Genomic DNA, 12,012 nt, shown 5'->3' on the forward strand with positions numbered 1-12,012 from the left:
GGCGCTGAAGCGTCACTGGCACACCAGCGGGCCGATGAGCGGAATATCCCCCTTCACCGGCTTGTAGTCGAAGACCACGCCACAGGTCGCTCCGTCCGGCAAAACCACCTTCATGCGGTTTTTCGGCTGCAGGCCGGTCACATAGGCCGCGCCGTCATAGCCCACCGGTTCGGGTTCCGCGCCATCTACCCTGGCGACCGAGCCTAGGGGCAACGGATGACCCGCGCGGTCCTGCAGCGTCAGCAGGGCCGCGGCCACCTTTCGTACGTGAAAATCGACCATCACGCCGGATCGGTCGGCAGGACGCACCAGCACGAAGGTTCGTCCGACCTCAATGTCTGGAGGCAGTCGGGTGACGTCGACCGCGAGCCGATTGTTCTGGTAGGAGAGCAGCGAAGGAACCAGGAGCTTCCCGTGCGCATCGGTCCTGCCCACAGGCCGGTTCGCGTACAGCACAGGTACGCCCGCGATGTCGCCGGTGCTGACCACGGCGAAGCTGTCGAAAATCTGATCGCTGGCGAACACGCGGCCGCCGGCCAGGACAAGCGCGCCCCTGACGCCGGCGCGACCGGCGACCTGTCCGGCGGACCGGTCAAGGCCGGCCGACAGGCGACCCCAGCCGCGAAGCAACTCCCCTTCCGCCAACAGTCGAGCGGCGGCGCCTTCCGAGGCCTGCAGCCGGTAACCGTAGTCACCCGATCTCTGGGCGGACCTGGCGACGTTCGCCGATAATCTGGAACGCCCGCCCTCCTGCGAAGCCTCGACCGACCCGTAGGTCGAGCCGCCGAACGGGAAGCTGACGCCGATGCCCACGCCGAAGGCCCGCGTATCGCGAAGATCCTTGAAGCCGGTGGCGTAGAGGGAAGCTTGACCGACACTTGCGCTGTAGCTCGCCGTAATGATCTCGACCCGTTGATGGGCGACCACGCCTTCGTCGAGTCGCCCCTGCCCAGACCTCGCCGGCTGGATTCGCGAGGTTCGGCGGCTGTAGGCGACGCCGATATTTCCCCACCCTCCGAGCCGATAGCCAAGGTTCGCGTCCAGCGTCGATTTCGCCGTCGGAGACCCGTTCTCAGCAGCGATGTCCTGGTAACCTGAGGTGGAAAACCCGCCGCTGACGCCGAAGCTGGCGCGTCGCGAAACCCGTTGCACGCTCGCCCACCCCATGGCGCCGCCCGGCCTTGCGGAGCCGGGTTTTCCGCCGACACTGCCTGCCGTCGCCACGTTGACCACGCCGAGCGTTCCGATCAGCGAGGTGACGCCCCCGCCGAGCAGCGCCAATTCGCCCGTGGCCTCGCCATGGCCTTCCAGCGTCAGCCATTCGGTCAGGCCGTAGCGGGCCGATCCGTTCGCGGCCCATCCCGAATACCGATCACCGGCCTGGCCGAAATTTCGCCGCACGCCGCCGGATTCGACGGAATAGCTGCCCAGCCCTCGGGCCAGAAGCGCGGTGCTGGCGTAGAAGGGTAGGCTGATGAGGGTTTCCCGGCCGAGCACGTCCACGACCGTGACCGCCACCTCGCCTGCGCCCGTCACCACGGGGAGCGTCCGCACGTTGAAGGGACCGGCCTGCACAGACTCGCTAAGCTGGCGAACCCCGTTCACCAAGACGTTGACGGTTGAGGGCACCGCGGCAGTAGAGCTGATCTGCGGCAGGGGATAGGTGATCAGGTCGGGGCGCAGGCCGAAGTCGCTGGCCACCTGGGCGCCGCCGAGCCGCACGGCCCGCGTCCACGGCAGGGCTCCCGACACGACGTCGCCGACTCGCCACCGGCGCAGCTTGTCAGATTGGGTGTTCGTGTAGGTGGTCTCGAGGCGCACGACGTGCTTCTCGCCAGCGTTCGGTGCGACGTTGACGAAACCCGTGCTCTGAAACAGTCCGTACGGGCTGAAGGCGCGCCCGTCGAGCAGGGCGCCGCCAGTGGCCCGCGCCCAGCTGAACGTTCCGACGACGTCGTAGTTGAGCACCGCGCCGTAGTCAGGGCGCGACAGCGGCGCCAGAGGCGGCGGCGTTCGGCCGCGAAGCTCGGCGGGCTGCAGGGCGGAGTCGCCGGCCACCACCACCAGCGTCTGCTGCGCCTCATTCACCTTTGCGCGGACATTGGGAAGCGAGGTGAGCGGGATCGGCGCGCTGTCCGCCGGGACGCCCCGCGGGACAACGAAGCCAAGCTCACGCAATTCCGAGGGTCTGGCGTAGAGCGCGCCATCGCGGTCGATGAACTCGCCGACCCGGCCCGTCGCGCGACCATTCATCACCACCTCCAGGACCAGGGTGCGCTCGGCGCCCAACGCCGCGTCTGCCGCCAGCAGGGCTGCGAGCAGGGCGACGGCGCCCAGGCCGACCTTCGGCTCAAGGCGCCAGCGCAAGCGTTTGCTCGCTCTTGCCATTGCGGGTGGTGACGTTGAGGCGCAGCGCGCCCGCCGGCGCACGGCCGCCATCGACGACCCAATGGCGCTCGGCGCCGGCCAGGACGTACGGATTCGTGCCGCGAGCCACCGCGGACCGGCGACTGCCGTCGGCCAGAGTCACCACGATCGCCTGCACGGCGTCGTAGCCCCGTCCGGCATTGGTCGCCGACAGTACGATTTCCCCGCCGGGCGCGCGATCGACCCGCCATTGGAGCCCGTTGGGGGTCGGCGCCGCCGCCGCGACAATGACCGGCAGCGAGGCGCGCATCGCGATGACGATCTGCTGATCACGTGGGCTTGCGGTCGGGACCTCATCGACCAGCAGCCGGTAGCTGCGCTCGTTCGCGGTCGAGGTCCCGCCGCGCGACAACAGTCTCAAGGTCTGAGACGCGCCCGCAGGAATTGTGAAAACCGGCGGCGACAGGATGAGGTCGCGGGTGGGCGTCAGGACGTCCTCGTCCCCGGCCTGCGCCCAGGCATAGGCGCGGACCTGAACCGCGGCGGGCGTGTCGCCGCGGTTCCTGATCTCCATTGTCGCTGCGCTTGGGCCGTCAGCGAGGCTGATGGTGACGGGCGAGATCTCCAGAACGGCCGCCTGGGCCGTTCCGGAGAGCAGGCGCCCCACGGACAGCAGCGCCGCCAGGACAGGCATAGGTCGCATCACGCGTCTCCTTCGGCGCCGACGGCCTCAGTAGGTGAGCGTGACCAGAACCGTGTCGGTGTAGGGGGTCCCATTGCCGGAAACGAGGGTCTGGCCGGTGGTGACCTCTCCGTACACCGTCAAGGTCTGCTGCACCGCCGTTCCGGTGCCGGAAACCAGGCCCGCGCCAGCATCGCCCCAGCGCGTGGTGCGACCGACCTCCTTGAAGAGGTCATAGGCCAGGATATTGGACCCGCTCACCAGATTGCGCTGGGCCGCCACATTGTGCAGGCCGTTGCCCAGGCCGACGGTGTAGCCGCCGCCGCCGGTGCAGGTCACGTTGATAGTGGCCGTCCCGGGCGTGGCCCCGGTGAGCGCGACTTCGCCGAACGCCAGCGGAGTGGAATCCATGGTGCAGACGCTGGACACGCTGGCGCTGGCGCTCATGTTGGATGTCGCAGTCGCCGCCGAGGCGGCCTGGGCGGCCGCCACGCCAAGGACGGTGGTCGCAAGAAGAAGCGCGATTTTCATCGAATTACCTTTTGAGCGGACATTGTGACGCAGGGCCTTGAATACTTATTATCGACGGTAATTTCCGCCAATGACCGCCTTTGCATCCACTCAATATCGAATAGTATACACCTATAAGTTGACGATTGGGATTATTTATTATTTAAGTTCGATTTCAACCTCTGCCGTTCTACGCAAATCGGTCAAATATAGCGTTTCAACAACTGCCTAGCTCCCCAGATATCCAGCTGGATTCGTCGAAGCGAGCATTGAAATCTTACGCCACGGACCGGCCCGACGCGCAGCGGGTCCGCTCGGCGAGCTCGGGCCGAGTAGCTGGGGGGATCGCCAGCGGGTCGATGGCGGGATGGCCGGCGCCCCAGCCGGCCCGCGCGGAAAAGCGGGCCAGCCCCGGCGCGGACTTCGCTGATGTCCGCATTTGGTGCGTGCCACAATCGTTCAACGAGGTGGTTCTACGGATCTACGCGCCAGGCCGCAAAGACGGCCCAAGACGCCTCTTTTTCCGGTAAAATCAGAGACATCTCATCGCTGTGGTTCGGCGTTGGAACGACCTTGCCGCCTCCAAATCCGGCGCATTGGTACAGGCCTTGCGACACTCGAGGTTGTCGGCCCCGGATTGGTTCAATTCGGACGCGCAACTGGATCAACGCAAGGCTTCCCGGACCTCCCATGCGAACCTCGACGACGAAGATCTTCCGAGCCCTTCAGAAGAAGGCGCTCAGCCTGGCCGGTGTCGCTGCGCACGCGCCCGACTTCCTTCCGTTCTTCCTCGCCCCGCGGGACAGCACGCTGGGCCGCCAGCTGCGCGCCCGCCCCGAGCTGTGGGGCATGGCCGTCACCCCGTTCGTCTGCGCCGACTGGACCGTTCCCCAGCGGATCAGCACCCTCGTCGAGCACTGTCGGCGCGTGGACCAGCTGCCTGCGATGCTTTCGCAGGCGGTGGAGACCGAGGTCGAGTTGATGCGGCTCGAGGAGCTCGGCCCCTCCTGCCGTCTCGTGCTGCACCAGGTCGGATGGATGCTGCGCGAAGGACCGCTCACGCTCAGCCTCTTCGACGGAAGCCAACGCCTGTTCTCGCTGTCCTTCAGCCTCGTCGGCGAAGACGAAGGTCTGGTCGGCTATGTCGGCGGGCTGCAAGGCCTGCACAGCCCCGCGGCCCTCGAGCACTATCGGGAGATCACCAAGGCGGCCTACGGCCTGCGGCCGCGGGATCTCCTCTTCGAGCTCTTCTGCGCCCTGTGCCGCCAGCTCGGCGTCGCGCTGATCAAGGCTGTCAGCGACGAGCGCCACTCGCTCACGAGCGATTATGCGCGGCGCAATTCGCCCGTCTCCGCCGAGGCGCCTCGCCTCCGCTACAACGACGCCTGGCTGGAACGGGGCGGCTTTCAGATCTCGACGGCCTTTTTCGAGCTTCCGGTCGCCGCCCGGCGTCGCGCCTCCGCCGAGATCCCGGCCAAGAAGCGCAAGCTCTATGCGTCGCGATATCTGCTGCTGAACCTTTGGGAGAGCCGGCTCGACGCCGTCATGAAGAGCCTGCCGGACTTTGCGCCGCAGGCCGCTCCCGCCGCGCCGCGGCACGCGGAGCCGGCCTTCGCCGACGCCTGGGCTCAGCCGAACGACGCGATCCCGACATGGCTCCCGACTCAGCCTGCCGCAAGCGTCGAGGCCGAGATCCTCGAACCCGCCTGAACGCGCGGGACGCTCGCAGGTCTAGGCGGCGCGGTCGGTTCGCGAGACAACCACCGGGACCGCTTCCGGCTCCGCGCCGACGGCGGGCTCGGCCAGCTGCTGCACGCAGCCGTACCAGCCCATGCCGGCGTAGGTTTCGTAGCCCGGCGTCAGGGCGTAGCCGATCGTCTGGCCCTTGTCGGTGTAGCAGCCCATCGGGCCGGCCGAGACATCCAGGCGGACGGTCTCCGTCAGCACCCCGCGTCCGTCCGAGGCGGCCAGCACCCGATGCGCCTGGTCGAGGATCAGGACGCGCGACCGCGCTTTCTCGCTGTCGCTCAGCCGCACGCCGTCGACCACCGCCTGGGCCTGCGGCCGCCAGTCGAAGTGGATGCCCAGGACGCCGATGACCTTGCCGTCGGCGTCGCCGCCGGTGCGGATCGCGGTCGCATAGGTCGCCACCGGCGCATCGTTCAGCGCCGGCTCCTGCTGGATGTCGCAGGCGGCGAAGTCCGCGCCGGAGGCCGTGCGCATCGCCTGCAGGAACCACGGGGCCTGGGCTGCGGACAGCTGGGCGGTCTTCGGGTAGCGGGTCGGACGCCCGGTCGCCACCACCTTGCCGGCGGCGTCGCAGATCCACAGGTCGAGATAGACCGTGTAGGCGTCCAGGATGATTCCGAGGCGTTTGCTGGCGTGCTTGGCCTTCTCGGGCGACGGACTCTGCAGGCATTCGACGACAGCCGCGTCGGTGGCCCACCACCGCACGTCGCAGGTCCGTTCGTAGAGGTTGCGGTCGACGATCTCGATGGCGTTGAGCGCCAGGTCGACGAAACGCTGGCCGCGCAGATGCTCCAGTATCCCCCCGCCGACCGCCGTCAGCTCGGCCAGGTCCGCGGCGACCTCGCTTTCCATCGAGGCGGCGATGACGTCGATCTCGTTTGAGATCTTCTTGAATTCCTCGGCGACGACCGCGAACGGCTTGCCGGCTTCGCCAGCTCGCGCCGCGACGATCAGGGCGTTGACCGACAGCATCTTGGCCATGCGGTTGACGGTGGAGATCTCGCCAATGCGCAGCCCCGCCACTTTGCTGAGCCGCTCGGAGAGCTCCAGTATCCTTTCCGGCCGCGGGTCGGTCTCGGCTTCCGCCACGGTTGTTTCCCCGAATCGATGCCCGTTTCTCGGGTTATGGTCCGCCCGATCCGTAAGGAATTGCTTTACAAATACTTGCCCAATTCGGGCCGCCGTCAGGCGCGGCTCACCTTGGCGTCGAGCATGTAGCCGGCGCCGCGCATGGTGCGGATGATTTCGCCGTCGGCCTCGGCGTGCAGCTTGCGCCGGAGCCGGCTGATCTGGACATCGACGGCGCGGCCGGCGGGATCGGGCTCGCCGCCGTGCGCGTGTTCGAGCAGCTGGTCGCGGGAGAGGATCCGCTGGGGGTTGTCGAGAAAGGCCTGAAGCAGGGCGAATTCGCCTGCGGTCAGCAGGACGGTCGTGCCGCTCGGCGTGCGGACATGGCGGCGGTGGGCGTCCACCATGAAGCCGAGGAACTCATAGACCTTGGCCCGCCCCGGCGCGCCGCTGCGCGCCTCGTCCAGCCGCCGGATCACCGCGCGCACCCGGGCCAACAGCTCGCGCGGACTGCAGGGCTTGGACAGATAGTCGTCGGCGCCGAGCTCCAGGCCCAGCACGCGATCCACTTCGTCGCCCATGGCGCTCATCATGACGATCGCCGGTCCGCCGGCGCCGGCGACGCGGCGACAGATCGACAGGCCGTCCTCGCCGGGCAGCATCAGGTCGAGAATGATCAGGTCGATCGACCTCGCGGCGAGGACCGCCTCCATGGCCCGGGCGTCGCCGGCGAGGTGCAGCACATAGCCATGCTCCCGCAGGTAGCCGGCGATCTGTTCGCGCAGGCCCGCGTCGTCGTCGACGACCAGGATCTGGCGGGCGGGCAGGAAGCTTTGCATCGGAATCACGGCCTGTTCCTTGCCTGATGATTTCTGGGCCCGACGACCTTCGGGCCTGACGAATGTGGCGGCGACGCTTCGTTGAACGGAGCTCGGGCGCACTTCCGGCGTCAGGAGCAGACGAAGGTTTGCCGCCGCCCCCAGGCCCTCGATACAAAGGCGCAAGGTTCGATACCTTGCCGATAGGAAGCGGCCCTTGCCGAACCACATTGGAGTCGCACCGGACCAGCTGAGCTTGTCCTGGGGATTGCAATGTCTGTTCTTGCCGGCGCCCGCGCCACGACGACGGGTCGCGACGCCCGACTGCGCCGCAAATCGGCCCTCGCCCTGAGCGCCTCGGCGGCGACCCTGGCGGCGCTGGTCTCGACCGGCCCGGCCTGGGCGGCGACCACGGTCTCGGGCGGCTCGACGGCGGTGGCGACCTCGACCGCGGCGTCCGGCTCGGCCGACGACATCGTGCAGACGGGCACGCTCAGCGTCACCTCCGGCGCGGCGATCACCCTCGACAGCGACAACTCCGTCACCAACAGCGGGACGATCCAGCTCAAGGACGTCAGCGACGTCACCGGCGTCCTGGCCCAGGCCGGCCACACCGGCACGATCACCAACAGCGGCGCGATCAGCATCAGCGAGAGCGCGACCACGACGACCACCACCTCGACCGGCGTGGTGACCGGCCCCTTCGCCACCGGCTCGAACCGTTACGGCGTCCGCGTCACCGGCGCCGGGACCCTCACCGGCGACATCATCAACACCGGAACCATCTCGGTGCAGGGCGAGGATTCGGCGGGCATTTCGCTGGAATCGGCCCTCAGCGGCTCAATCACCAGTTCCGGGGCCATCGCCGTGGCGGGCTCACGCAGCTACGGGATCCACACGACGGGCGCGGTGGGCGGCGCGGTGACCCTCGCCAGTTCGGTGTCGGCTTCCGGCGAAGGCGCCCAGGCCGTGGCCATCGGCGGCGACGTCGGCGGCGGCCTGATCGTCGAGAGCACGGTGACCTCGACCGGCTACCACACGGCAAGCCGGTCGACGACGGCGAGCGTCCTGGCCGACCAGAACGCCAGCGACATCGCCCAGGGCGGGCCGGCGATCAGCGTGGCTGGCAGCCTCGGCGGCGGCCTGCTGATCTCCGCCCCGCCGAGCACCCTTTCGTCCACGGTCACCGACGTCAACGGCGACGGGATCGCCGACGCCAGCGAGACCACCGGCTCAGTGATCTCTTACGGAAGCGCGTCGGCCATCCAGCTGGGCGCGGTCGGGCGCGACATCTCCCTGGGCGACGTCGGCACGGGCGACAGCGCCTACGGCGTCGTCATCGGCGGGACGGTCTCGGGTCAGGGTCTGCGCGACGGGATCTCCGCCGCCGGCCTGCAGATCGGGGTCGACGGCGGCGGCGCCGTGACGATCAGCCATGGCGTCCACGTCAGCGGCACGTTGTCGGCCGTCGCCTACGGCGGCGACGCCTCCACCCTGCACCTCTATTCCGGGGCGAACGTGGCGTCGCTCTACAACACCGGCGTGATCAGCGCGGCGATGACCGGCGAAGGCGCCCAGTCGGCGCAAGCGATCGTCATCGAAGCCGGCGCCTCGCTGCCGGTGATCCAGAACGCCGCGACGATCAACGCCGTGGTGGTGGGCTCCACCGGCGATGCGGCGGCCATCGTCGACAAGTCCGGGACGCTCGTCCGCCTGGAGAACATCGGGACGATCAACGCGCAGACCGCTGCGGCGAGCGGATCGACCACTACGCCGACCGGCTCGACCGTCGCCATCGACGTCTCGGCCAACACCACCGGCTTCTCGCTGCTGAACTACCTGCCGAGCGGCGCGACCACGGCGGCGACCATCAACGGCTCGGTGCTGATGGGCTCGGGAAACGACAGCGTCGACATGGAGGCGGGCTCGCTCACCGGCGACCTCGCCTTCGGCGCCGGGGCCAACACCCTGACGATCGCCGGCGGCGCGACGGTCGCGGGCGGGCTGACCGCCGACGGCGGGACCCTGGCGCTGTCGGTGGACGACGGCTCGCTGACCATCACCAGCACCAGCTTCGTCAACCTGACCAGCCTGAACCTCGGCGCGGGCTCGTCCGTCGTCTTCACCGCCGATCCGGCGTCGGGGTCGGCGACCCAGTTCGACGTCGCCGGCGCGGCGACCATCGCCAGCGGGGCCAAGATCGACGTCCGGCTGGCCTCCTTCGCCACGGGCGCCGCCTCCTACACCCTGATCCGCGCCGACCAGCTGACCGCCTCCGGCGTCGACGGCAGCCTGCTCGGCAGCTCGCCCTACATCTACTCGGCCAGCATCTCGACCGACGCCGCGGCGGGCACGGTCTCCCTCGACCTGGCGCGCAAGACGGCCAGCGAGCTCGCCCTGCCGGCCGCCCTCTCCGGCGGCTACGAGCCGGTGATCGCCGCGGCCAGCGCCAACGCCGGCCTGAGCGCCGCGGTGCTCGCCCAGACCGACCGCGCCAGCTTCATCTCGGTCTACAACCAGCTCCTGCCGGAGCACTCCGGCGGGGTGTTCCGGATGGTCTCGGCCGGGGTCGAATCCTTTGGCCGGCCGCTCGACGAACGGCAGGGCGGCGGGGACGGCGGCGGCTGGCTGCAGGAGGTCAACTACGCCGCCCTGGCCGACGACAAGGGCGACATGCTCGGCTACCGCAGCTGGGGAGTCGGCCTGGTCGGCGGCTACGAGCTCCCGGCGACCCGGGCCGGGGTGTTCGGCGTGTCGCTCGGGGTCCTGTCGACGCAGATGCGCCCGCACGAGACCTCGGCCTCGACCCAGGTCAGCACCAATCTGGTGGACGCCGGCGGCTACTGGCGCGCCTCCTACGGGCGGTTTTCCGCCAACGCCCGGCTGGGCCTGGACTATCTGAACGCCACCAGCCGGCGCGCCGTCGACCTCATCAGCGACGACCAGACCCTGTTCTCCGAGACCGCCAGCGGCCACTGGTCCGGCTGGGGCGTCACCTCGCGGATGCGGGTCGCCTATGAGGGAAGCTGGCGCAATCTCTACCTGCGTCCGCAGGTCGGGCTCGACTATCTGAAGCTGCGTGAGGGCGGCTACCAGGAGGGCGGCAGCGACGCGCTGGATCTCAAGGTGGAGTCCCGAGACACCTCCGAGCTGACCAGCTTCGCCGGGATCACCCTCGGCGCCATCATCGGCGACGACGCCTCGTTCTGGAGTCCTGAGCTGCTGATTGGATATCGCAACGTGCTCAGCCGCAGCGGCGGCTCGACCACCGCGGCCTTCAGCTCGGGCGAGACCTTCACCGTCGGGCCGGTGGACTACGGCGACCAGGGGCTGGTCGCGCGGTTCGCCCTGAAAAGCGAGAGCGGACCGACCGCCTTCTCCTTCGAGGGCGGCGCCGAGAGGCGCGACGGCCTGACCGTCTTCGACGCCAAGATCGCCGGCCACTTCAGCTTCTGAGCGAGGTCGCGGCGGCCTGACGTTCCCCAGTGCCCGCCTCCCGGCAGGGATGAAGGGCCGGTCGGCGACCCGCGCCAGACGTTCGCCGCCGCGACGGCAAAGTTTTCTACGCGGCTACCCCAGATGAGGGGTCGCCGGACCCTCCTGGTGAGCGCAAAACTCAACCAGAAGGGGAAATACGATGCCAGTTACTGTGTACATCGATCAATTTTCTGCGATTACTTACGGCAATACGAGCGGAAATCTTTCCGGCCGCACCCGCGGCGATGCCGACGTCCTCACCGTCACAGGCAGCGGCGACATTCTCAGTGTCGTCGCCGTCGGCGACGCCGATTCGCTGTTGCGACAGGCGACAGGCGGGAACGACACGGTGACCGCCACCGCCCTCTTCGCAGAAGCTGTGGGCGACGCCTTCACCATTACGGATTGCGCGCGCGGGGGCGACGATGTGGTGTCGGCGAGCGCGCCTGGACCGGCCACCGCCATCGGCGACGCCAGGACCATCTCCGGACGGGGGTGGGGCGGCGACGACCAAGTCCTGGCGTCCGGATTTGGCTATGGCGACGCCTACCTGATCACCGACCAAGGCCACGGCGGCGATGACACGATCACCAATTTCAGCGGCGATTTCGCGGGTCGCTCCTTCGGTGACGCCGCGACGATGAGCGGCAGCGCCCGAGGCGGCGATGACCTGCTCAGCGTCAACGGCTTCGGGGCGGCCATCTACGGGGACGCAGAGACCCTGACGGACCGGGCTCAAGGCGGCGACGACACCCTCACGGCCCCGTCGTCGACGCCCTCCTTCGCCGTGGCGTTCATGTACGGCGACGGCCAAACACTGGCCGGTCGCGCGCGAGGCGGCGACGATGTGCTGATCAGCGGACAGCGTGCGAATGACCAGATGTGGGGCGACGCCGCCGTGGTGGGGCCTCACGCGACAACAGGCGCCGACCGCTACGTTTTCGCACCGCAGAACGGCGATGACCAGATCATGGATTTTCAGCCGGGGAAGGATCTCATCCAGCTCGACGGCTTCGGCTTCAGCGACTTCCAGGCTCTCGCCACGCACTTCCAGAGCACTCCCGATGGCGTGCTGATCAGCTTCGACGCCGACAACGGCGTCCTCGTGCGGAACGTCGGCTTGAACCAGCTTCACTCAGCGGACTTCATCCTGACCTAGAGGGTGGTTCGTCGAGGCGTCACAATCGGTGCGCGCGACAACCATTTGGCGCGGCGAGGGCGTCAAGGCGCGTCACCCTGCAAGACGACGGACGGGTAACTCAGATGTAGAGTGCCGTGGTCCAATCACGGAAGCCGTAGGTTCGATCCCTGCCCCGTCCACCAATCGCCGCGGTCGGCGGC

8 protein-coding genes and 1 tRNA gene are annotated in these 12,012 nt (G+C 68.5%); 4 read left to right on the forward strand and 5 right to left on the reverse strand.

Annotation, left to right across the window (positions count from 1 at the left end; translation table 11 throughout):
- Positions 1–12: 12 nt before the first annotated feature.
- Genes ACSQ2B_RS10110 through ACSQ2B_RS10120 form a run of 3 tightly spaced genes read right to left on the reverse strand, consistent with a single transcriptional unit; the run spans position 13 to position 3,580 of the window.
- Positions 13–2,367, reverse strand: a complete 2,355-nt coding sequence (locus ACSQ2B_RS10110) for a fimbria/pilus outer membrane usher protein (protein WP_436049466.1) — start codon at positions 2,365–2,367, stop codon at positions 13–15.
- Positions 2,351–3,070, reverse strand: a complete 720-nt coding sequence (locus ACSQ2B_RS10115) for a fimbrial biogenesis chaperone (protein WP_436049467.1) — start codon at positions 3,068–3,070, stop codon at positions 2,351–2,353. The genes ACSQ2B_RS10110 and ACSQ2B_RS10115 overlap by 17 nt, the downstream gene beginning before the upstream one ends.
- A 27-nt stretch (positions 3,071–3,097) precedes the next feature.
- Entirely contained in the window at positions 3,098–3,580 is a 483-nt protein-coding gene (locus ACSQ2B_RS10120) for a spore coat protein U domain-containing protein (protein ID WP_436049468.1), read from the reverse strand.
- 669 nt (positions 3,581–4,249) lie between these two features.
- Between ACSQ2B_RS10120 and ACSQ2B_RS10125 the strand changes: the two genes are divergently transcribed.
- Complete coding sequence (locus ACSQ2B_RS10125) at positions 4,250–5,269, forward strand: DUF535 family protein (RefSeq protein WP_436049469.1); 1,020 nt, start codon at positions 4,250–4,252, stop codon at positions 5,267–5,269.
- Between the two features lie 21 nt (positions 5,270–5,290).
- Here ACSQ2B_RS10125 and ACSQ2B_RS10130 read toward each other — a convergent pair whose 3' ends face one another.
- Positions 5,291–6,397, reverse strand: coding sequence for a methyl-accepting chemotaxis protein (locus ACSQ2B_RS10130; RefSeq protein WP_436049471.1), 1,107 nt, complete (start codon positions 6,395–6,397; stop codon positions 5,291–5,293).
- Between the two features lie 95 nt (positions 6,398–6,492).
- Positions 6,493–7,215 carry a response regulator gene (locus ACSQ2B_RS10135; protein WP_436049615.1) on the reverse strand — a complete coding sequence of 241 codons (723 nt, stop codon included), beginning with the start codon at positions 7,213–7,215 and terminating at the stop codon, positions 6,493–6,495.
- Positions 7,216–7,467: 252 nt separating this feature from the next.
- On the opposite strand from ACSQ2B_RS10135, the gene ACSQ2B_RS10140 reads away from it, so the two are divergent.
- The 3 genes from ACSQ2B_RS10140 (at position 7,468) to ACSQ2B_RS10150 (ending at position 11,994) form a co-directional block, all read left to right on the forward strand.
- Positions 7,468–10,650, forward strand: coding sequence for an autotransporter outer membrane beta-barrel domain-containing protein (locus ACSQ2B_RS10140; protein ID WP_436049472.1), 3,183 nt, complete (start codon positions 7,468–7,470; stop codon positions 10,648–10,650).
- A 181-nt stretch (positions 10,651–10,831) separates the two neighbouring features.
- Positions 10,832–11,830, forward strand: coding sequence for a hypothetical protein (locus ACSQ2B_RS10145; RefSeq protein ID WP_436049474.1), 999 nt, complete (start codon positions 10,832–10,834; stop codon positions 11,828–11,830).
- Between the two features lie 89 nt (positions 11,831–11,919).
- A tRNA-Trp gene (locus tag ACSQ2B_RS10150) sits at positions 11,920–11,994 on the forward strand.
- Positions 11,995–12,012: the final 18 nt, after the last annotated feature.

This window comes from Phenylobacterium sp. LjRoot225, assembly GCF_964252855.1.
GTDB lineage: Bacteria > Pseudomonadota > Alphaproteobacteria > Caulobacterales > Caulobacteraceae > Phenylobacterium.

Bases quoted from the DNA above. Each gene is read 5' to 3' on its own strand.
- ACSQ2B_RS10115 (WP_436049467.1), bottom strand. From the start codon at position 3,070: ATGCGACCTATGCCTGTCCTGGCGGCGCTGCTGTCCGTGGGGCGCCTG.
- ACSQ2B_RS10120 (WP_436049468.1), bottom strand. From the start codon at position 3,580: ATGAAAATCGCGCTTCTTCTTGCGACCACCGTCCTTGGCGTGGCGGCC.
- ACSQ2B_RS10125 (WP_436049469.1), top strand. From the start codon at position 4,250: ATGCGAACCTCGACGACGAAGATCTTCCGAGCCCTTCAGAAGAAGGCG.
- ACSQ2B_RS10135 (WP_436049615.1), bottom strand. From the start codon at position 7,215: ATGCAAAGCTTCCTGCCCGCCCGCCAGATCCTGGTCGTCGACGACGAC.
- ACSQ2B_RS10140 (WP_436049472.1), top strand. From the start codon at position 7,468: ATGTCTGTTCTTGCCGGCGCCCGCGCCACGACGACGGGTCGCGACGCC.
- ACSQ2B_RS10145 (WP_436049474.1), top strand. From the start codon at position 10,832: ATGCCAGTTACTGTGTACATCGATCAATTTTCTGCGATTACTTACGGC.